The 19,958-nt window shown below is 71.6% G+C and carries 21 protein-coding genes and 1 pseudogene; 10 read left to right on the top strand and 12 right to left on the bottom strand.

Features of this window, described 5'->3' with window-relative positions:
- Nucleotide 1 precedes the first annotated feature (1 nt).
- The 5 genes from AN216_RS09165 (at nt 2) to AN216_RS09145 (ending at nt 4,769) form a co-directional block, all read left to right on the top strand.
- Nucleotides 2-973, top strand: a complete 972-nt coding sequence (locus AN216_RS09165; RefSeq protein WP_079166401.1) for a 2-aminoethylphosphonate ABC transporter permease subunit — start codon at nt 2-4, stop codon at nt 971-973.
- Nucleotides 974-975: 2 nt separating this feature from the next.
- Complete coding sequence (locus AN216_RS09160) at nt 976-1,773, top strand: ABC transporter permease (RefSeq protein WP_070196081.1); 798 nt, start codon at nt 976-978, stop codon at nt 1,771-1,773.
- 113 nt (nt 1,774-1,886) lie between these two features.
- A complete protein-coding gene (locus tag AN216_RS09155) occupies nt 1,887-2,957 on the top strand; it encodes a 2-aminoethylphosphonate ABC transporter substrate-binding protein (protein WP_070196080.1) in 1,071 nt (356 codons plus the stop codon).
- A 141-nt stretch (nt 2,958-3,098) separates the two neighbouring features.
- Nucleotides 3,099-3,641 carry a DUF1697 domain-containing protein gene (locus AN216_RS09150; protein ID WP_079166400.1) on the top strand — a complete coding sequence of 181 codons (543 nt, stop codon included), beginning with the start codon at nt 3,099-3,101 and terminating at the stop codon, nt 3,639-3,641.
- A gap of 135 nt (nt 3,642-3,776) precedes the next feature.
- Nucleotides 3,777-4,769, top strand: coding sequence for an NAD-dependent epimerase/dehydratase family protein (locus AN216_RS09145; RefSeq protein WP_070196079.1), 993 nt, complete (start codon nt 3,777-3,779; stop codon nt 4,767-4,769).
- A 55-nt stretch (nt 4,770-4,824) separates the two neighbouring features.
- Here the strand turns inward: AN216_RS09145 and AN216_RS09140 are convergent, their stop codons facing one another.
- From AN216_RS09140 to AN216_RS09095, 11 genes are all read right to left on the bottom strand, one after another.
- Nucleotides 4,825-5,634: a sirohydrochlorin chelatase gene (locus tag AN216_RS09140; protein WP_070196147.1), complete on the bottom strand. Its 810-nt coding sequence runs from the start codon at nt 5,632-5,634 to the stop codon at nt 4,825-4,827.
- Between the two features lie 115 nt (nt 5,635-5,749).
- On the bottom strand, nt 5,750-6,745 hold the full coding sequence (locus AN216_RS09135; protein ID WP_079166399.1) for an ABC transporter permease: 996 nt from the start codon (nt 6,743-6,745) through the stop codon (nt 5,750-5,752).
- On the bottom strand, nt 6,732-7,574 hold the full coding sequence (locus AN216_RS09130; protein WP_070196078.1) for an ABC transporter ATP-binding protein: 843 nt from the start codon (nt 7,572-7,574) through the stop codon (nt 6,732-6,734). The genes AN216_RS09135 and AN216_RS09130 overlap by 14 nt, the downstream gene beginning before the upstream one ends.
- Before the next feature lie 243 nt (nt 7,575-7,817).
- Nucleotides 7,818-9,179, bottom strand: a complete 1,362-nt coding sequence (locus AN216_RS09125) for a sulfate adenylyltransferase subunit 1 (protein WP_070196077.1) — start codon at nt 9,177-9,179, stop codon at nt 7,818-7,820.
- A 2-nt stretch (nt 9,180-9,181) separates the two neighbouring features.
- Nucleotides 9,182-10,117, bottom strand: a complete 936-nt coding sequence (cysD, locus tag AN216_RS09120; RefSeq protein WP_070196076.1) for a sulfate adenylyltransferase subunit CysD — start codon at nt 10,115-10,117, stop codon at nt 9,182-9,184.
- Nucleotides 10,114-10,680, bottom strand: coding sequence for an adenylyl-sulfate kinase (gene cysC / locus AN216_RS09115; RefSeq protein WP_070196075.1), 567 nt, complete (start codon nt 10,678-10,680; stop codon nt 10,114-10,116). Before cysC ends, cysD begins: the two co-directional genes overlap by 4 nt.
- 64 nt (nt 10,681-10,744) lie before the next feature.
- Nucleotides 10,745-11,497: a phosphoadenylyl-sulfate reductase gene (locus tag AN216_RS09110; RefSeq protein WP_079166398.1), complete on the bottom strand. Its 753-nt coding sequence runs from the start codon at nt 11,495-11,497 to the stop codon at nt 10,745-10,747.
- Nucleotides 11,494-11,688: a hypothetical protein gene (locus AN216_RS09105; RefSeq protein ID WP_070196074.1), complete on the bottom strand. Its 195-nt coding sequence runs from the start codon at nt 11,686-11,688 to the stop codon at nt 11,494-11,496. Before AN216_RS09105 ends, AN216_RS09110 begins: the two co-directional genes overlap by 4 nt.
- Nucleotides 11,685-13,382 (bottom strand): nitrite/sulfite reductase, encoded by a 1,698-nt coding sequence (locus tag AN216_RS09100; protein WP_070196073.1) that lies wholly within the window; start codon nt 13,380-13,382, stop codon nt 11,685-11,687. The genes AN216_RS09105 and AN216_RS09100 overlap by 4 nt, the downstream gene beginning before the upstream one ends.
- A gap of 146 nt (nt 13,383-13,528) precedes the next feature.
- Nucleotides 13,529-13,612, bottom strand: a complete 84-nt coding sequence (locus AN216_RS30985) for a putative leader peptide (RefSeq protein WP_420855701.1) — start codon at nt 13,610-13,612, stop codon at nt 13,529-13,531.
- 106 nt (nt 13,613-13,718) lie between these two features.
- Nucleotides 13,719-14,336, bottom strand: coding sequence for a GNAT family N-acetyltransferase (locus tag AN216_RS09095; protein ID WP_070196072.1), 618 nt, complete (start codon nt 14,334-14,336; stop codon nt 13,719-13,721).
- 162 nt (nt 14,337-14,498) lie between these two features.
- On the opposite strand from AN216_RS09095, the gene AN216_RS09090 reads away from it, so the two are divergent.
- The gene (locus tag AN216_RS09090) at nt 14,499-15,923 is read left to right on the top strand and encodes a YihY/virulence factor BrkB family protein (RefSeq protein ID WP_079166397.1); all 1,425 of its coding nucleotides are present in this window, start codon (nt 14,499-14,501) and stop codon (nt 15,921-15,923) included.
- A 78-nt stretch (nt 15,924-16,001) separates the two neighbouring features.
- Here AN216_RS09090 and AN216_RS09085 read toward each other — a convergent pair whose 3' ends face one another.
- Entirely contained in the window at nt 16,002-16,340 is a 339-nt protein-coding gene (locus tag AN216_RS09085; RefSeq protein ID WP_070196071.1) for a hypothetical protein, read from the bottom strand.
- A 165-nt stretch (nt 16,341-16,505) separates the two neighbouring features.
- Here AN216_RS09085 and AN216_RS30045 point away from each other — a divergent pair.
- The 4 genes and pseudogenes from AN216_RS30045 to rsgA form a co-directional block, all read left to right on the top strand.
- A pseudogene (locus AN216_RS30045) lies at nt 16,506-17,237 on the top strand (MFS transporter); the annotation flags it as partial.
- An 88-nt stretch (nt 17,238-17,325) separates the two neighbouring features.
- Nucleotides 17,326-17,886 carry an MFS transporter gene (locus AN216_RS30040; RefSeq protein ID WP_070196069.1) on the top strand — a complete coding sequence of 187 codons (561 nt, stop codon included), beginning with the start codon at nt 17,326-17,328 and terminating at the stop codon, nt 17,884-17,886.
- Between the two features lie 31 nt (nt 17,887-17,917).
- Nucleotides 17,918-18,556, top strand: coding sequence for a helix-turn-helix domain-containing protein (locus AN216_RS09070; RefSeq protein WP_070196068.1), 639 nt, complete (start codon nt 17,918-17,920; stop codon nt 18,554-18,556).
- Between the two features lie 286 nt (nt 18,557-18,842).
- Nucleotides 18,843-19,937: a ribosome small subunit-dependent GTPase A gene (gene rsgA, locus AN216_RS09065; protein ID WP_070196067.1), complete on the top strand. Its 1,095-nt coding sequence runs from the start codon at nt 18,843-18,845 to the stop codon at nt 19,935-19,937.
- Nucleotides 19,938-19,958 lie beyond the last annotated feature (21 nt).

Raw genomic sequence — 19,958 nt, 5'->3', positions numbered from 1 at the left:
GCTGGCGGCACCGGACCAGCCGGCGGCGCCGGACCGCGCCTCCCGCGAGCGTCCCGAGCTCGGCGGCGACCCACCCGGCGACCGTAACGCACGCCCCGCCGAACCCGGCCCGGACGGGGCGCGCGAACGCCGTACGCAGCCCGCCGCCCGGCTGCTCTGGACCCTGCCGCCGATCGTCGTCCTGGGACTCGTCTTCCTCTATCCGCTGGTGCTGCTGGTCCGCCAGTCCTTCTCGCCCGAGGAGGGCGGCACCTCCCTCGGGCCGTACACGGAGGTCTTCGCCTCGGAGGAGTTCCGGGAGGCGTTGTGGACCACCGTGGCTATCGCGGGCGGCGCGACGGTGGGCTGCCTCGTCCTGGGCCTCGTGCTGGCGTTCGTCCTCGCCTTCGTGCCCTTCCCCGGGAGTCGGGCGGTCGCCCGGTTCATCGACGTGTTCCTGTCCTTCCCGTCCTTCCTCATCACGCTCGCGCTGCTGTTCATCTACGGCAGCGTCGGGATGGCGAACGGCCTCTGGACGGACGTCACCGGCTCCGCCGAGGGCCCCTTCCAGTTCCTGACCACGCCGTGGGGCGTACTCCTCGCAGAGGTCAGCTATTTCACCCCGTTCGTCGTGCGCCCGCTGCTGGCGGCGTTCTCCCAGCTGGACACCGCGCAGTTGGAGGTCGCCTCCTCCCTCGGCGCCCGGCCGGCCCGCGTCGTCCGTCGGGTGATCCTCCCCGAGGCGCTGCCGGCACTGGCCGCCGGCGGCAGTCTCGTGCTCGTCCTGTGCCTCAACGAGTTCGCCATCGTGCTCTTCACCGGCGCCAAGGACGTCGTCACCCTCCCGACGCTCATCTACACCAAGGCCATCCTGGAATCCGACTACCCGGCGGCCTGTGTGGTGGCGACCGTCAACATCGCGCTGTCGGTGGGCCTGTACGCCCTCTACCGGCTGGCCGTGGGTCGTGCCACGCGTGCCGCGGGAGGGAGGTAACCGTGCTGGTGCACAGTAGAACGGGCCGACTGGGCGCCTGGCTCTGCTTCCTCGTGCTGTTCGTACCGTTGTTCGCGCTGCCGTTGCTGGTGATCGGCGCCGCCTCGTTCGCGACCAACTGGAGCGGCGCCCTGCCCTCCGGCCCCACGGCGGAACACTACGACGCCGCGGTGCGCGGCGAGTCGTTGGCGGCGCTGTCCGTCAGCGTGCAGACCGCCCTCGCGGCGAGCCTGATCGCGCTGCTCCTGGGCACCTGGGCGGCGCTGGCCGCCGACGCGCTGGGGCCGCGCGCACGCCGCGCGGTGGACGCGTTGTTCGTGCTGCCGGTGGCGGTGCCGTCGGTGGTGGTCGGGCTGTCGGTCCTGGTGGCCTTCAGCCGCGACCCGGTGCTCCTCAACGGCACCCGCTGGATCGTGATCATCGCTCATACGGTGCTGGTGACCGCCTTCGCGTACCAGTCCGTCAGTGCCGCGATCACCCGGCTCGACCCGGCGTACGAACAGGCCGCGGCCAGCCTCGGCGCCCGCCCCGCCCACGTGTTGTGGCGGGTGAAGCTTCCTCTGCTGCTGCCCTCGCTGAACGCCGCCGCCGGTCTCTGCTTCGCACTGTCCATGGGCGAGTTGAGCGCCACGATGATGCTGTATCCGCCGGACTGGGCGCCGTTGCCGGTCAAGATCTTCGCGGCCACCGACCGCGGCTCCCCGTACGCCGGTTCCGCGATCGCCGTCGTCCTGATGACCACGACGCTGCTGGTGCTGCTCGCCCTGTCCCGGCTCCGCACCAGGGCCTCGTACCGATGAGGCCCCGGCGCCGGCAGTCCGGCGCCGCGTCCCGCGCCCCCGAACCCCCGGGCCCCCGGACTTCCGGGCCCCGTGATCCGTCTCCACCCCCGCACTGGAGGTCAAGCTCCGCCATGCCACCCACCCCACACCGGCCGCGTTTCGCCCTCGCCCTGGCCGGCACCCTCACCCTCACCGCCGCCCTCGCCGGCTGTGGCGGCACCGGAACCGCCGGCGGCGACGGGAGGGTCGTCACCGTCTACAGCGCCGACGGGCTCAAGGGCACCAGCGCCGAGGGCTGGTACGACGCGCAGTTCAAGGCGTTCGAGAAGCAGACCGGCATCACCGTGAAGTACGTCGAGGGCGGCTCCGGGGAGATCGTGCAGCGCGCCGTACGGGAGAAGAACAACACCCAGGCGGACGTACTCGTCACGCTGCCGCCGTTCATCCAGCAGGCCGAGGGCGAGGGGCTGCTGGAGCCGTACAAGCCGCGCGGCTGGGGCAAGGTGGCCGCCGCGGACAAGGCCGCGGACGGCAGCTGGACCAGCCTCGTCAAGAACTACGCGGGCTTCATCCGCAACTCCGAGAAACTGTCCCAGAAGCCGGAGACCTGGCGGGACCTGCTGGACGAGAAGTACCAGGACAAGCTGCAGTACTCCACCCCCGGCGTCGCCGGCGACGGCACCGCCGTGCTCATCAAGGCCATGCACGACTTCGGCGGTCTGAAGCCAGCGATGGACTACTTCGAGAAGCTGCAGGAGAACAACGTGGGGCCCTCCTCCTCCACCAGCAAGCTCGGCCCCAAGGTGGACAAGGGCGAACTGCTGGTGGCCAACGGCGATGTGCAGATGAACTTCGCCCAGGCACGCTCGATGCCCAACCTCGACATCTGGTTCCCCGCCCGCGAGGGCGGCGAGCCCAGCACCTTCGCGCTGCCGTACGCCGCCGGGCTGACCAAGTCGGCTCCGCAGTCCGAGAACGGGAAGAAGCTGCTCGACTTCCTCCTCGGTAAGAAGGCCCAACTGGACGTCTCCGCCACCGGCGGCGGCTTCCCGGCCCGTACGGACGTCGACCCCGAGGACGAGAACGCCGCCGCACTCGACCGGATCATGGAAGGGGTGAAGGTCTTCCGTCCGGACTGGCGGAAGATCGACCGGAACTACGACACCTACATCGACGCCTGGGAAGGCGCCACCGGGAGCTGACCCCAGCGGCCGGAACTCCTGGCCCCAGCTCACGGGGGCGACGCGAGCCGCCGAAACCCGCGCACCGGCCCGCGCCCCGCGGCCGGTGCGCCGTACGGGCCCAGCACACCTCGTGTCAGAGCCACCGCATAGGGTGCCACCATGACGACATACGCGGCGCTCCTGCGGGGGATCAATGTCGGCGGTCAGCGGAAGATACCGATGGCCGAGCTGCGGGAGCTGATCAGGGGGCTGGGCTGGACGGACGTGCGCACCTACCTGCAGAGCGGAAACGCCGTGTTCGACGTCCCGCCCGGCAGTGAGGGGGAGGAGCGGCCACGGGAGCGGCTGGAGCGCGCGATCGCCGGGCACTTCGGCTTCGAGGTCCACTGCCTGCTGCGGACCCAGGCCGAGCTGCGGGCGGTCGCCGACGCCTGTCCGTATCCGGTGGCGGAGCTGGACCCGGCGAAACTCCTCGTGCTCTTCCTGGAGGAGAGACCCGCCCCGGACCACTTCGACTCCCTCGACCCGTCCACCTACGCCCCGGACACCTTCGAGGTCGGGGACAGCGCGGTGTACTGCTACTTCCCGCACGGCATGGGACGCAGCAAGCTCACCGACGCCCTGAGCGCGGTCCGACCTCCGCTGACCATGACCGGCCGCAACTGGCGTACGGTCACCAAGCTGCTGGAGCTGACCGCCTGAGCCGTCGCGCCCCCGCGTCGCGGCTCGTCACCGGCCCAGCACAGCGCGGGAGTTGCGCTGCTCGGGAGCCCTCTCGATTTCGCTCTGCGCGTGCACCGGCTGTGTTCCGGCCCGGTAGCGGACATAGTGAGCGGCATGCGACTACTCATACTGGGCGGCACCGAGTTCGTCGGACGCGCGTTGGCCGAGGCGGCCGTCGCCCGTGGCTGGCAGGTGACCGCGTTCAACCGTGGCCGGCAGCCGAGTCCGGCCGGCACCCGACCGTTGAGGGGAGACCGTACGGCCACCGACGGGCTGGCCGCGCTGCACGGAGGGGAGTGGGACCTGGTCGTCGACACCTGGTCGGGGGCGCCGCGGGTGGTGCGCGAGGCCGCTCGGGCGCTCTCCGACCGGGCGGACCGGTACGCCTACGTCTCCAGCTGCTCCGTCTATCCCTTCCCGGCACGCCCGGGCAACGACGAGAGCGACCCGGTCGTGGACGGTTCCCCGGACGCCGGGCAGATCGACTACGCCTCGGACAAGCGTGGCGGTGAACTGGCCGCGGTCGAGGCGTTCGGCGCGGAGCGCGCGCTGCTCGTACGTGCCGGACTGATCCTCGGGCCGTACGAGAACACCAGGCGGCTCACCTGGTGGTTGAACCGGATGGCGCGTGGTGGCCCGGTGCTGGCGCCGGGACCGCGCGAGGCGGGGGTGCAGTACGTCGACGTGCGGGACCTCGCCGAGTGGACCCTGGACGCGCTGACCGACGGCCGCGATGGACCGTACAACCTGGTGGGCCCGGCCGGTGCGACGACCATGGGCGAGCTGCTGGAGACCTGTGCCGGGGTGGCGGGCCCGAACGCGGAACTCCGTTGGGTCGAGCCGCGCGTCCTCACCGAGGCCGGCATCGAGCCCTGGACGGAAATGCCCATGTGGCTGCCTCCAGGCGACCCGAACGCGGCGGTCTACCAGCAGGGCGTGGCCAAGGCCCTCGCCGCCGGACTGCGTCCCCGGCCGCTGGCGGAGACCGTACGCGACACCTGGGCCTGGCTGTCATCCCGCGGCGGCGACGCTCCCCAGCGCCCCGACCGGCCCTCGGTACGGCTCGACCCCGCGAGGGAGGCGGAGGTGCTGGCCGGACTCGGGTGAGCCCGGGTGGGGCGGCCGGGAGCCCGGTTGGGGGAGCGCGGGCGGAGGCGCGTCCTCAGGCGGATAGCCGCGCCGAGAGCGGGTCCGCCCGACGGGCCTCGTCGTAGCGCAGCAGGAGCACCCGGACCAGTTCCTCGGCCGCTCCCAGCACCGGGGCCAGCACGTCGGCGCCGGCCTCCCCGGCACCCTCGACGATCCGCTCCGGGAGTCGTCCGGGCGCGATCACGTACGGCGCCACGGCCACCCGCTCGGCGCCCTCCGCGCGCAGTCGCCGTACGGCCTCGGCCGTCCCCGGTCCGGTCGCCGAGGCGAAGGCGGGACGTACCGCATGCCAGCCGCGGGCGCGTCGCCACTGCCGCGCGACCTCCGTGATCACCGCGTGGGCCCCCGGGTCGGTGGAACCGGCCGAGGCCAGTACGACGCCGGTCCGGGCGGCCTCGGCGGGTGTCGGGCGCAGGCCCGCCTCGGACAGCCGCCGCTCCAGGGCGGTGACCAGCAGCTGGTGCGGGCCCAGCACCTCGGCCTGCCGGACGCTTAGCCGGGGCAGCCGGCCGGCCACCGCGCGGAGCACACCCGGGATGTCAGTCTTGGCGTGGAAGGCGCGGCTGAGCAACAGCGGAAGCGCGATCACCTCCCGCGTGCCGGCACCCGTGCCGGTGCTCACCACGCCCGTACGACCTGGGCCGCGGCCGGCACGGCCCGAAGCCGCCAGCCGCTCCAACACCTGCGGCACGCTGGGCGCGTTGAACTCCAGATAGCCGGCCGTCACCCGCAGCTCGGGCCGGTGTGTCCGCAGGCTCGCGCACAGCGCCTGCACCGTGGCCGCGTGCCGCGGGTCGCGGCTGCCGTGGGCGACGAGCAGCAGCGTCGGCCCGGCGTCCTCCGACCAGACTGGCTCGGACGCCTGGTCCTCCGACCAGACTGGCTCGGACGCCTGGTCCTCCGACCAGGCGTCGGGGAGCCCGGCTCGCGCGGTCACCTCAGCGCTCCGCTCCGGTCAGGCCGCGCTGCCGCAGCACCCGCCGCTCCAGCGGGGTGAACAGCACGGACTCGACGAACACGCCCACCGCCAGGATCAGCGTCACCGAGGCCAGCACCAGGCCCATCGACTCGGTGTCCCGCCCCTCGGACAGCATCCGCCCGATGCCGGGCAGCGGTGTCGCGGTGATCAGCTCGGCGGTCATCAGCGCCCGCCAGCCGAAGGTCCAGCCCTGCCGCAGCGCGGACACGAAACTCGGCAGCGCTGCCGGTACGAGCACGTGCAGGGTGCCGTTCAGGCCGGTGGCGCCCATCGACTTGCCCGCGCGCAACAACAGTGGTGGCACCTGGTCGATCCCGGCCGCCACCGATACGGCGATGGACGGTACGGACCCCAGCAGCACGACCGCGTACACCGCCTCCTCGGAGTTGCCGAGCGCGATCACCGCGATCGGCACCAGCCCGGCGGCGGGCAGTGACTGGATCGAGGACAGGATCGGCCCCAACACCACCCGCAGGGCGGACAACCGGGTCAGCACCACCCCGAGCGGAATGCCCAGGGCCGCGGCGGCTCCGAAGCCGAAGACACAGCGCAGCAGGCTGTGCCCGATGGAGGGCAGCAGCGTCCCGTCCGCGTGCGCGTCGGCCAGCTCGCCCCACACCTGGGACGGGGAGGGCAGCGAGGCCGACCAGTTCAGGCTGTACGCCAACTGCCACAGCGCCAGCACGCAGACGACGGCGAGCACCGGCGGGGTGGCCTTGGCCAGCACCCGCTGCGACACGGCCTTGGCGTTGGCGCCGGCGGGCGTCTCCAGCGCGTCCAGGCCGGAGGCCATCTCGTCCGAGGGGTCGGTGGCCGCGTGTCCGGTGACCGAACGGTCCGTCGCCGAGGAGCCTGAGCCCCGGTCCGGCGTACGGGCCGTCGAGCGTATGTCGGACTCCGGCTCCGAGGGCCCCGGCTCCGAGGTCTCCGGCGGTGAGGCGTCAGTGGCGGGCATGGCGAACGATCTCCTCGTGCAGGTGGCCAGTGATCTCCCGGGTGAGTTCGGTGACTTCGGCGTCCTCGATCCGGCGCGGGTGTGGGACGCCGACCTGCCACTCCCGTGCGATCCGCCCCGGCCGTGAGGTCAACAGCACCACCCGCTCACCCAGCCGTACGGCCTCCCGCACGTTGTGCGTGACGAACAGTACGGTCAGTTTCCCCGCCGCCGACCCGGCCGCCTTCGCGGCGCTCCACACCCGGGTCAACTCCTCGTGCAGCAGGTCCCGGGTGATGGCGTCCAGTGCCGCGAACGGCTCGTCCATCAGCAGCACCTCGCTGCCCTGGGCCAGAGCCCGGGCCAGCGCGACGCGCTGCCGCATGCCGCCGGAGAGCTCGTGCACCCGCTTGCCGTGCGCGTCCGGGAGGCGTACGAGCCGCAGCAGCTCCTGGGCCCGCTCCCGTCGCTCGTCCTTCGGCACCCCGCGGAGCTTGAGCGCCAGCTCGATGTTGCGGCCGGCGCTGAGCCACGGGAAGAGCGCGTGGTCCTGGAACATCAGCGCCGGCCGCCCCAACGGCGCCTGGGCGGTGCCGGACGTGGGCTGGTCCAGGCCCGCCACGAGGTTCAGCAGGGTGGACTTGCCACAGCCGGAAGCGCCCAGTAGGCAGAGGAACTCGCCCGGCGCGGCGTGCAGGTGGATGTCGTCCAGCACCACCTGCCGGGCTCCGGCCGGCCCGAACGACTTGGAGACATGGTCCAGCCGCACGGCGTACGGCACGTCGTCGGGCGTGGCGGCGGGTCCCGCCGTCGGCTGCTGGGTGTCCGGGGCCGCGAGTTCGGCGTGCACGGGGGCGGTCCTCTCGTCGTCCCCCGCTGCGCGGAGGCGGCTGCGGCTGGCTGCCCTGGCGGGCGCTGAGTTGCTGCCGGTTGCTGTGTTCGGTACACGGCGGCCACGCCGAACCGGTCGGGTCCGTCCCGGGCGCGCCCGGGACGGTTTCCGATCCGGGCGGGTGGCGAGGGTCGGCCCCGTCCACCCACGGGCGCGGCACGCCCACGAGCGGACGGGACCGCCGTCGCCACCCGGTTTCGGTCAGAAGTCCCAACCGTCCTCGTCCGGTGCCGCCGGCTCGGCACCCTTAGTCTCCTTGGCGGCCTCGGCGAAGGCGTCACCCGCCATGCCGGCGGTCAGCGTGGTGCCGTCGGAGGGGTCGAGCAGCAGGAACGAGCCGGTGCGCCGCGAGTCCGCGTACGGGTCGACGGGCAGCGCCTCGGCCGTACGCAGCACGACACGTCCGATGTCGTTCGCGAGCAACTCCTCGGGCGCCGGGTGCTGGGAGAGGTCGTCCAGCGTCAGCCGGGACGGGATGTCCTTCACGATCGCCTTGACGGTGCGGGTGGAGTGCTTCAGCAGCACCCGGTCACCGGGCTTCAGCGGGCGGTCGGCGACATGACACACCGTCGCGGTCAGGTCCTGGCTCGGCCGCACCTGGGCCTCCACCGGGGCGATCAGGTCGCCCCGCGAGATGTCCAGGTCATCACTCAGCAGCAGGGTGACCGACTGCGGCGCCCACGCCTCGTCGACGCGGCGCCCCAGCAGGTCGATGCCCGTCACCGTGCTGGTGCGGCCGGACGGCAGGACCGAGACCCGGTCGCCCGTACGAAACACCCCGGAGGCGATCTGCCCGGCGTAGCCGCGGTAGTCCGGGTGTTCGGCGGTCTGCGGCCGGATCACGCACTGGACGGGGAAGCGCGCGGGGTCGTCCGTCGGGTCGTGGCTGACCCGCACGGTCTCCAGGTGCTCCAGCACGGTCGGCCCGCCGTACCACTCCATCGCGGGGGAGGAGGTCACGACGTTGTCGCCCATCAGCGCGGAGATCGGGATCGCGGTGATCCGAGGGACGCCCAGGGACTTGGCGTACCCGGTGAACTCCTCGGCGATGGCGGCGAACACCGACTCCTCGTAACCGGCGAGGTCCATCTTGTTGACCGCGAGCACCACCTGCGGGACGCGCAACAGGGCGGCGACGGCGGCGTGCCGTCGGGTTTGCTCGACCACGCCGTGCCGCGCGTCCACCAGCACCACGGCCAGTTCCGCGGTGGAGGCACCGGTGACCATGTTGCGCGTGTACTGCACGTGTCCCGGGGTGTCGGCGAGGATGAACCGCCGGCGGGGGGTGGCGAAGTAGCGGTAAGCGACATCGATGGTGATGCCCTGCTCCCGCTCGGCACGCAGCCCGTCGGTCAGCAGCGCCAGGTCCGGCGCCTCCTGACCACGGTTGCGGGACGCCGACTCGACCGCCTCAAGCTGGTCGGAGAGCACCGACTTGGAATCGTGCAACAGCCGCCCGACCAGCGTGGACTTGCCGTCATCGACGGATCCCGCGGTCGCGAACCGCAGCAGCGAGGTCGCGTTGAGCGCCGCCTCGCTCGTCTCGATGATGGTGGAACTCATGATCAGAAGTATCCCTCGCGCTTGCGGTCTTCCATGGCGGCCTCGGAGAGTTTGTCGTCGGCGCGGGTGGCGCCGCGTTCGGTCAGGCGGGAGGCGGTGATCTCGGTGATGACCTTCTCGATGGTGTCGGCGTCGGAGTCGACGGCTCCGGTGCAGGACATGTCGCCGACGGTGCGGTAGCGCACCCGGCGCTTCTCGAGTGGTTCGTCCTCGCCGGGTCCGCCCCAGTGGCCGGGGGAGAGCCACATGCCGTCGCGGGAGAAGACCTCGCGCTGGTGGGCGTAGTAGATGGCGGGCAGGTTGATGTCCTCCCGGGCGATGTACTGCCACACGTCCAGTTCGGTCCAGTTGGACAGCGGGAAGACGCGGACGTGTTCGCCGGGGGCGTGGCGGCCGTTGTAGAGCTGCCACAGTTCGGGGCGTTGGCGGCGTGGGTTCCAGCCGCCGAACTCGTCGCGCAGGGAGAAGACGCGTTCCTTGGCGCGGGCCTTCTCCTCGTCGCGGCGTCCGCCGCCGAAGACGGCGTCGAAGCGGTTGCCGTTGATGGCTTCCAGCAGGGGCGTGGTCTGTAGGGGGTTGCGGGTGCCGTCGGGGCGTTCGCGTAGTCGTCCGTCGTCGATGTACTCCTGGACGGAGGCCACGTGCAGGCGCAGGCCGTGCCGGGCGACCTCGGTGTCCCGGTGGTGGAGGACCTCGGGGAAGTTGTGTCCGGTGTCCACGTGCAGCAGGGCGAAGGGCACGGGCGCGGGGGCGAACGCCTTCAGCGCCAGATGGAGCATCACGATGGAGTCCTTGCCACCGGAGTAGAGGATCACCGGCCGCTCGAACTCCCCGGCCACCTCCCGGAAGATGTGCACCGCCTCCGACTCCAACGCATCCAGATGCGACAGCGCGAATGGACTGTCGGTGTCCTCCGGCACCGCGGTCGCGCTCGTCATACCAGTCCCCTTTCGGCGAGCAGCGCGTGCAGCACGCCCGCTGAGTCCTCAACGCTCTGCTGATGCGCCTCGATCCGCAGGTCCGGATCGGCGGGCATCTCGTACGGGTCGTCGACCCCGGTCAACCCCGTGAGGTCACCCGCCGCCTGGCGGGCGTACAGGCCCTTCACGTCCCGCTCGGAGCACACCTCCACCGGAGTGGCGACGTGCACCTCCACGTACTCCGTGCCCGCCGCCTGATGTCGCTTGCGCACCGCCTCCCGGCTGTCCGCGTACGGCGCGATGACCGGCACCAGAGCCTTGACTCCGTGCGAGGCCAGCAGCTCGGCGACGAACCCGATCCGCTGCACATTAGTGTCCCGGTCCTCGGGCGTGAAACCGAGCCCCTTGGAGAGGAACGTACGGATCTCGTCGCCGTCCAGCACCTCCACCCGGTGCCCCTCGTCCGCCAGCCGGTCTCCGAGCGCCCGCGCGATGGTGGTCTTGCCCGCGCTCGGCAGGCCGGTGAGCCACACCGTGGCTCCGCGCTCCGGGGCGTGACCGTCCTGGTCAGTGCGGCCCATTTCCCGCTCCCTACGTTCCCTGCGTTCCGTCCGTGTCAACAACCGCTGGCAACCGGGCGTGCGTTCACAGATGCAGACCGCACTCGGTCTTGTCGAAGCCCGCCCAGCGTCCGGCACGGGCATCCTCGCCTTCCCGCACCCGGCGAGTGCAGGGCGCACAGCCGACCGACGGGTAGCCGTCCATGAGCAATGGGTTGGTGAGGACGCCGTGCTCAGAAACGTACGCTTCCACATCCTGCCGTGACCAACGGGCTATGGGCGACACCTTGACCCGCTGGCGCCGCTCGTCCCAGCCGACGACGGGCGTCAACGACCGGGCCGGTGACTCCTCCCGACGCAGGCCGGTGGCCCAGGCGGCATAGCCACGCAGCCCCTTTTCCAGCGGACGCACCTTGCGCAGCGCACAGCACAGGTCCGGATCGCGCTCGTACAACCGTGGCCCGTGTCGGGCGTCCTGCTCATCCACGGACTGCTCGGGTGTGACGGTTATCACTTCGACGTCCATGACCGCGGCCACCGCGTCCCGGGTCCCGAGCGTCTCCGGGAAGTGGTAGCCGGTGTCGAGGAACAGCACGTGCACCCCGGGAAACACGCGGGACGCCAGGTGCGCGACCACCGCGTCCTCCATGGAGGAGGTGACGCAGAACCGGTCACCGAAGGTGTCGGCCGCCCACCGGAGGATCTCCAGCGCGCTGGCGTCCTCCAGTTCGCGGCCGGCGGCCAGGGCCAGTTGGCGGTTGCGGGCGGCTTCGCTCGGGCTCGGGTCCCGTGGGTGCTCGGAGCGCGGGGAGTGTGGGCTCTGCTGCGTGACGGTCATGGGGTGGTGTCCCTTTCGGTCCTGGTCCCCGGAGTCGGGCCGTCGGCCAGCAGCCCGAGGAAGGTGAGAGTGAACGCGCGCTGACAGCCGGAGCACTCCCAGGGCGTACCGCTGGGCGCCTGGGCCTCGGAAGGGCGCAGCTCCTCCTCGCCGCAGTACGGGCAGTAAAAGGGCGCGGCACGCTCGCTCACGTCAGGACCTCGTCGTCCGCCCGGGCCGCCCAGTCGGCGAAGCGTTCGCCCTCCGCCCGCTGGTCCTGGAACGCCCGCAGCACCCGTTCGATGTAGTCCGGCAGTTCCTCGGCGGTCACCTTGAGTCCCCGGACCTTACGGCCGAAGGCGGGCTCGAGGCCGAGCGTGCCGCCCAGGTGCACCTGGTAGCCCTCGACCTGATCGCCGTGCTCGTCGGTGACCAACTGCCCCTTGAGACCGATGTCCGCGATCTGGATACGAGCGCAGGAGTTGGGGCAGCCGTTCAGGTTGATCGTCAGCGGCTCGTCGAAGTCCGGGAGACGGCGCTCCAGTTCCTCGATGAGGTCGGCGCCGCGCTGCTTGGTCTCCACGATCGCCAGCTTGCAGAACTCCAGGCCGGTGCAGGCCATCGTGCCCCGCCGGAAGGCGGACGGCTCCGTGGTCAGGCCGAGCGCCGCCAGCTCCTCGGTGAGCGCGTCCAGCTGCTCCGCCTCGACGTCCAGGATGAGCAGCTTCTGCTCGACGGTCGTACGGATCCGGCCCGAGCCGTGTGCCTCCGCGAGGTCGGCCAGTTTGCTGAGGGTGCTGCCGTCGACCCGGCCGACCCGGGGCGCGCAACCGACGTAGTAGCGGCCGTCCCGCTGCTCGTGCACCCCGACGTGGTCGCGCCAGCGCTGCACCGGCTGGTCCGGCGCCGGGCCGTCCGCGAGACCGCGCAGCAGGTACTCCTCCTCCAGCACCCGGCGGAACTTCTCCGGGCCCCAGTCCGCGAGGAGGAACTTCATCCGGGCGCGGTTGCGCAGCCGCCGGTAGCCGTAGTCCCGGAAGATCGCGGTGACCGCCTCGTGGACGTCCGGGACGTCCTCCAGCGGCACCCAGGCGCCCAGCCGAACGCCGATCTTGGGGTTCGTGGAGAGCCCGCCGCCGACCCAGAGGTCGAAGCCGGGGCCGAGTTCGGGGTGGCGTACGCCGACGAACGCGACGTCGTTGATCTCGTGCGCCACGTCCAGCAGCGGCGATCCGGAGACCGCCGTCTTGTACTTGCGCGGCAGGTTGGAGTACGCCTTGTTGCCGACGACGCGACGGCCGATCTCCTCCACGGCCGGAGTGCCGTCGATGATCTCGTCCTTGGCGACACCAGCGACCGGGGAGCCGAGAATGACCCGGGGCACGTCGCCGCACGCCTGGGTGGTGGACAGGCCGACGGACTCCAGACGCCGCCAGATCTCGGGCATGTCCTGGATGCGAATCCAGTGGAACTGCACGTTCTGCCGGTTGGTGATGTCGGCGGTGCCGCGGGCGTACTCTTGGGAAAGCTCTCCGATGACCCGTAGTTGACGGGTGGTCAGCTGGCCTCCGTCGATCCGGACCCGGAGCATGAAGTGCTCGTCCTCCAGCTCCTCCGGCGCCAGTACGGCGGTCTTGCCGCCACTGATCCCCGGCTTGCGCTGGGTGTACAGGCCCCACCAGCGCATCCGGCCGCGCAGGTCGGCGCCGTCCACTCCGTCCACACCGGTGTGCGCGTAGATTGTCTCAATGCGTGTCCGTACATTGAGACCATCGTCGTCCTGCTTGGTCTGCTCGTTGCCGTTGAGCGGGGTGTGGTGTCCGGCTGCCCACTGTCCTTCGCCGCGGTGTCGGCTGACCTTTCGGCGGGATCGTTCCGGAGCGGGGCGCTGGGTGGTGTCGGCCATGGCGATACGTCCTTCAAGCTGCCGGGATATGGCTCATGACCTGCACGGATGCGGACGGGCGCAGCTTGGTGCAGGTGGGGTCACTCACATGCGGGGAGTGCTCGCGCCCGGTTGCGGGCGCCTGTGGTGCGGCGGTGCTGGGACTGTCAGCTCGCTCGACACATGGCACTGGACAGCCGGCCGAGGTCGACGTGGCGTCGACGGATCAGGGCGATTCCGGCTCGAGACATGGGGAAAAGCCTGACACGGGGCATCGGGGCCGTCCAGCATAGTCCGTATTACGGACGACAACGTCTCGCATGATGAAAGTGCCGTGGTCAGACGGAGCGCGGCGGATCACGCCAGCCCGGTCGGTCCCGCCTCGGGCCAGGGTCCGGGGGTGGCCCTCTCTGGTTCCGGGCCCGTGGTGGTGTCGTACAGCCGGAAGCCGCGTCGCTCGTAGTTCCGCAGCGCGTGCGGGCCGTCCTTGCTGCAGGTGTGCAGCCATACCCGGCTCGTGGGCGCGCGCCCGGGGAGCCGTTGTGCCATGTCCCAGGCGCGTGCGGTGCCGTACGAGAGCAGGTGCCCGCCGATGCCCCGGCCACGGAAGGCCGGCAGGAGCCCGAAGTAGCTGATCTCCACCGTGTCCGGGGGGACTTCGGCAGCCGTGTCGGCGTCCCCGCCGGCGCCGTTCAGCTCGATGAAGCCGGCCGGCGTCCCATCCACGTACGCCACCCAGGTCTCCACCCCGGGCCGCTCCAGGAACTCCCGCCACCGCGCGTACGTCCAGCCGAGCCGGTCGGTCCAGGTGACGTCGCCGCCCGCCGCCGTGTACAGGAAGCGGCTGAACTCCGGGCTGGGTGTGCCGGAGCACGCGATCCGTATGTTGGATGCGTCGTCCGGCAGGTGAACAGCGGCCAGGTCCTCGGGAGCGCGCTGCTCAAGCCACCAGGTGGTGACGGTGATGCTGGTCATGCCAGGAGCGTACGCAAGGAGCCCGCCGACGCGTACCCCGAGCGGATGTGCCACGAGTCACCGCCCGGCCCGCTCCCGGAGCTGGTCGCAACCGGAGTGAATCGGACGGCGGCCCTGCTGGTCACTCCCGGGTCCATGGCGGCGAAACGTTAATTTGGTCTGATGCCAGCCCGCCGAAAGTCCGCCGACCACTCCTCCGGAGCGTTGCGCCGGGCCCGTGTCATCTACCGCAACGTTCGGAAGCGGAGGATGGCCTGGTTGCTGCTCAAGGACACGGTGAAGTCCTGTATGGAGAACCGGGTGCTGGGCCTGGCCGCCGAGGCGGCGTTCTTCACCCTGATCTCGATTCCGCCCCTGCTGCTCGGCATGGTCGGCCTGCTGGGCTATCTCGACGCCTGGATCGAGCTGGACACCATCGCCTCCATGCGTCGCAACTTCCTCAAAGCGGCCGAGACCGTGCTCTCCGACCGAGCCGTCGAACAGATCGCCCGCCCGCTGATCGACGACGTGATCAGGGGCGGCCGACCGGACGTCATCTCCATCGGCTTCGCGCTGGCCCTCTGGTCCGGCTCGCGCGCGGTGAACGTCTTCATCGACACCATCACCGTGATGTACGGACTGGACGGGCACCGCGGCATCATCAAGACCCGGCTGCTGGCCTTCCTGCTCTACCTCGCCGCCCTTGTGATCGGACTGGTGGCGCTGCCCCTCATGGTGGCCGGCCCGGAGACCGTCATGCGGCTGCTGCCCGAGGCCACCTGGCTGGTGGAGGTCTTCTACTGGCCGCTGGTGCTGCTGCTGTCCATCGTCTTCCTCACCACGCTCTACCACGTGTCCGTCCCGGTGCGCTCTCCCTGGCGGGAGGACGTGCCCGGAGCGCTGGTGGCCCTGGTGATGTGGGTGGTGGGCAGTGTCCTGTTGCGGGTCTATCTCGCCAACACCGTCGAGGGTCCGACCATCTACGGTTCGCTCGCGGCGCCGGTCGCGGTGCTGCTGTGGATCGGGATCTCCGCGTTCGCGGTGCTCGTGGGCGCCGCGGTGAACGCCGCCATAGACCGGGTCTGGCCGTCCGTCGCCACCGCCGCGGCGCGCCGGCTCACCGAGCAGGCGCGCGTGGAGGCCGCGGCGGACCTGGTCGCGGCGGCCGAGGCGCGTCGGGCGGTGCGTGGCGCCGAGGGCGAGGGCGAGGGCGACGGTGGGGCGGAGGGTACGGAGGACTCGGGGCATCACGGATTGGCGTACCTGCCGGAGCGCTGGACCCGGTTGCTGTCCCCGAGTGACATGCGCGCGCGGCTGCGTTCCCATACGAAGGCGCGGTCCGAGGAGCGGCCTCCGGGCCCCGGCGCGTACGAGGGACCGAGCGAGGCCCGGCCGGACCGGATCGAAGGGAGCACGGAAGGGGGCCCGTCGGACACCGATGATCGTGGGAGCGACGAACCGGGCGGTGGCGACGACCATACGGCCGACCGCGCGGACGACCGCCCGGCCGACCAGACGGACGACCAGGCGAGTACCGGAGCGGACGGCACCGCCCGCCCGCGGCGGCAGGACGGTGATGATCCGCCGAGCGGGGGGCGCAAGACCTGACCGGCGGTCCGAGCACACGCAGGGCGACTTCCGGCCCCACCGCACCCCCGGCCGCGCTCCGGGAAGCGGCGTAGCTGGTCAGGACTCCAACAGCACCCTCGCGCGCTCTGTGAGCAGGGGCAGCAGTCTCTCTCGCCACTCGTTGAGACTGACCCCGCCACTGGACATACCACCATGAGCGAACTGGTCGCGACGCACCCACGGTTCCGCATGGGTGACCAGGTCGACCCCCACGAGCTCACTGAACGCCACCCGCACCAGGCTGACCGCCTCGTCGACCGATGCCGGCACGTAGGTCTCTGACAGGTGATCGCGAAGCGCCCGCCAGACGTGGGGGTCGCCACGAAGCCCCCATGTTATGGGCTCCGGGTCGAAGAGTTCGGCCATCTTCACGCCTGAGGCGTTAGCACGTGTCATGACGTCAGTTTGGCAAGCGACGTGGACGTCGGAGCGCCGCCAGTCCCATCGGGCGGCACGCCTACGAGCACGCCTACGAGCACGCCCACTTCATCTCGTGGACCTCGAGAGTAACCGTCAAATAATTGTTTGACGGTCGCCCGTCATGCCCCGCACACTCCTTCCGTGCCCCCTCTCCTCCAGCGTGGCCCGCTTCTGCGTACGCTGCGCCACCGAAGCTTCCGGAGTCTCGCCCTCGGACGCGCCCTGACGTACTTCGCGAACGCCATGGCGCCGATCGCTCTGGCCTTCGCCGTCCTCGACCTCGGCGGCTCGGCCGTGCAGGTCGGCGTGGTGGTGGGCGCCAGGTCGGTGGCCAACGCCCTGCTCCTGCTCTTCGGCGGGCTGCTGGCGGACCGGCTGCCCCGCGCGGTCCTGCTTCAGGGCGCGAGCGTCGCCGCGGCGCTGGCCCAGGGCGCGGTGGCGGCCACCCTGATCCTCGGCTCCGCCTCGGTGCCGGTGCTCGTCGTGCTCAGCGTGCTCAACGGCGCGGTGTCCGCCGTCTCCATCCCGGCCGCCGCGGCGCTCGTACCGCAGACGGTGCCGGCCGCGGAGCTACGCCCGGCGAACGCCCTGGCCCGGATGGGCCTGAACGCCGGCATGATCGCCGGGGCCTCACTCGGCGGCCTGCTGACCGCCCTGGTCAGCCCCGGCTGGGGCCTGGCCTGCAACGCGTGCGCCTTCCTCGTCGCAGCCGCCGCGTACCGTGCCGTGGGCCGTACGGCCAGCGCTGCCCGCCCACCGCAGGTCAAATCGCCCCAGTCGCCCTCGGCCTGGCAGGAACTGCGTGCCGGGTGGCGGGAGTTCGCGTCCCGGACGTGGGTCTGGGTGGTCGTCGGGCAGTTCTGCGTGGTCAACGCTGTGGCCGCCGGCGCCCTCCAGGTGCTGGGACCCACCATCGCCGACCAGACCTTCGGACGTACCGCTTGGGGCCTGCGCCACCCAGATGGCCGGAGCACTGGTGGGCGGGGTGCTGGTGGCGCGCGCCCGCACCCGGCACGCGCTGCGTCTCGGCGTCGCCGTGGTCGCGCTGGACGCGCTGCCGCTGCTGGTGCTGTCGCAGTCCGCGGGCCTGGCGCTGCTGGTGGTCGCGATGTTCGTCAACGGCATCGCCATCGAGCTGTTCTCGGTCGCCTGGGACCTCTCCCTGCAGGAGAACATCCCGCAGGACCGGCTGGCGCGCGTCTACTCGTACGACGCGCTCGGCTCGATGCTCTCGCTGCCGCTGGGCGAGATGCTCGCCGGGCCGCTCGCGGAGCGCGTCGGCACCCGGACCACCATGCTGGGCGGGGTCGTGCTGGTGGTCGCGGTGACTCTGGCGGCGCTGTGCAGCAGGGAGGTACGCGGGCTCACCACCCGCTCCGGCGGCCCCGCGGGAAGCTTCGTCGCCCCCGCCGGAGGTCCGGAGGGCACGTCCAACGAGGCCGGCGAGACGTCCGTGCCCGGCCCACTGGCGTACGAGAAGGACTCGCCGGGCTCGGACGACGGCGCGCCACGGGCGCTTTGATCGCCCCAGCGGGCCCCGGCATACTGAGCCGATGCCCGCGCCACGAGCCTCCGCCGACGTCGGCGGCCTGCGCGCGCTCGCCCACCCGCTCCGGTTGCGGCTGTTGTCGCTGCTCACCGCCGCTCCGTACAGCGCGGCGGAAGCGGCCCGGGCGCTCGACGAGACGCAGGCGAACGTCAGCTATCACCTGCGCAAGCTGTACGCCGCCGGGCTGCTCGACCTGGTGGCGGAGGAGAGCGTGCGCGGTGGCCGGGCCAAGCGCTACCAGCACGACCCGGACAGTGGCGAACGCCTCGGCACCGGCAGCCCGGAGGACCACCGGATGCTGGCCGCCGTCCTCGGCGAGGAACTGAGCCGGCGTACCGCGCACCGACTCCCGGACAGCCGGGGTGAGTTGACGGACGCCGAGTTGTGGCTCGCCCCGGAGGACTGGGAGCGGGTCCGGGAACTGGCCAGGGAGCTGAGCGTCGAACTGCACAACGCCGCCCGGCCGCCGGGGACACCGGAAGCCGTACGCGTCAGCGCGATGCTGTTGATGTTCCCCATGACCATCGACCAGCCGTCGGCGACCGAACCGCCCCAGCCGCCCGGGGCTTCCCGGACATCCGGGGCTTCCGGATGGTCGTACGGCCGCCCCGTACGACCATCCGCGCCGGAGTCGCGGGGCTGACCCGGAGCGGCATACGGGCAGCGGCGCCGCCCGGCGCGCGGGTCGCCGAAAAACCCTTGGACCTCCCTCGATCGCCGTGCCTAGACTCCGCGGTGGCGGTCGGTCAATCGGCCGCCCTCATGAACCACCGGCGAGGGAAGGGAGGTGCGGACCGTGACGACGGCTGAAGTCCGCGTGGGCGCTGCCCGCGCGCAGAAGATCACTTTCCCGCTTCCCGTGGCTCCCGGGCGTGCCGCTTCCTGAGCACACGCGCTCGGCCGGGCCACCCTGCTGAAGGGTTCAACCCATGAGCGACCTTCTCGCCTACGGCTGGGACTCCCAACTCGCCGACTCCTTCGCACCGTACGACGCCGAGGGCGTCGTGCCCGCCCGTGTGGTGCGCGTCGACCGGGGCCGGTGCGACGTCATCACCACCAACGGCCCGATCCGCGCCGGCACCACCGCACTGTCCGTCGCCGACGCCGCCACCGACCCCACCGGCGCCCTGTGCACCGGTGACTGGGTCGTGCTCGGCACGAACGGCAGGGGCGAGCCGGAGCTGAACGCGCTGCTGCCGCGGCGTACGGCCTTCGTACGCGCCACCTCCTCGAAACGCAGCGAGGGCCAGGTGCTCGCGGCCAACGTCGACCACGCGCTGGTCGCGGTGTCCCTCGCGGCCGAACTCGACCTCGCCCGTCTCGAACGCTTCGTCTCGCTCGCCTGGTCCAGCGGAGCACAGCCGCTGGTCGTGCTCACCAAGTCGGACCTGGTGCCGGACTCGGCAACCCTGGCGCAACTGCTCGCCGATGCGGAGGGTGCCGCGCCCGGCGTGCAGGTGCTGGCCGTCAGCGCCAGCACCGGTGACGGCATGGACGTGCTACGGGCCGTCCTGTCCGCCGGCACCACCGTGCTGCTCGGCGTGTCCGGAGCCGGCAAGTCCACGCTCGCGAACGCCCTGTTGGGGGAGCAAGCGCAGGAGGTGGCGGCCATCCGGGACCAGGACGGCAAGGGGCGGCACACCACCACCACGCGTGACCTGCTCCCGCTGCCCGGCGGCGGCGTCCTCATCGACACCCCGGGCCTGCGCGGCGTGGGCCTGTGGGAGGCGGAGGGCGGGGTGAGCCAGGCGTTCGCGGAGATCGAGGAGTTGGCCGAGGACTGCCGCTTCCATGACTGCGCGCACCAGAGCGAGCCGGGCTGTGCCGTGCTCGCCGCCGTCGACGACGGCTCCCTGCCGCAGCGCCGGCTGACCAGCTACCGCAAGCTCCTCCGGGAGAACGCCCGTATCGCCGCGCGTACGGACGCCCGGCTCGCGGCCCAGCAGAAGCAGCGGGTCAAGCAAGGTCAGGTGCTGCTCCGGCACGTGATGGAACGCAAACGCGGCCCACGCAAGGACCGCTGACCGTGCGCCGGGACGGGTGCG

Origin of the sequence: Streptomyces oceani, assembly GCF_001751245.1 — a bacterium.
GTDB classification, from domain to species: domain Bacteria; phylum Actinomycetota; class Actinomycetes; order Streptomycetales; family Streptomycetaceae; genus Streptomyces; species Streptomyces oceani.
Note: the sequence above shows the minus strand (reverse complement) of the source record. Positions and strands in the feature narration are given on the sequence as shown.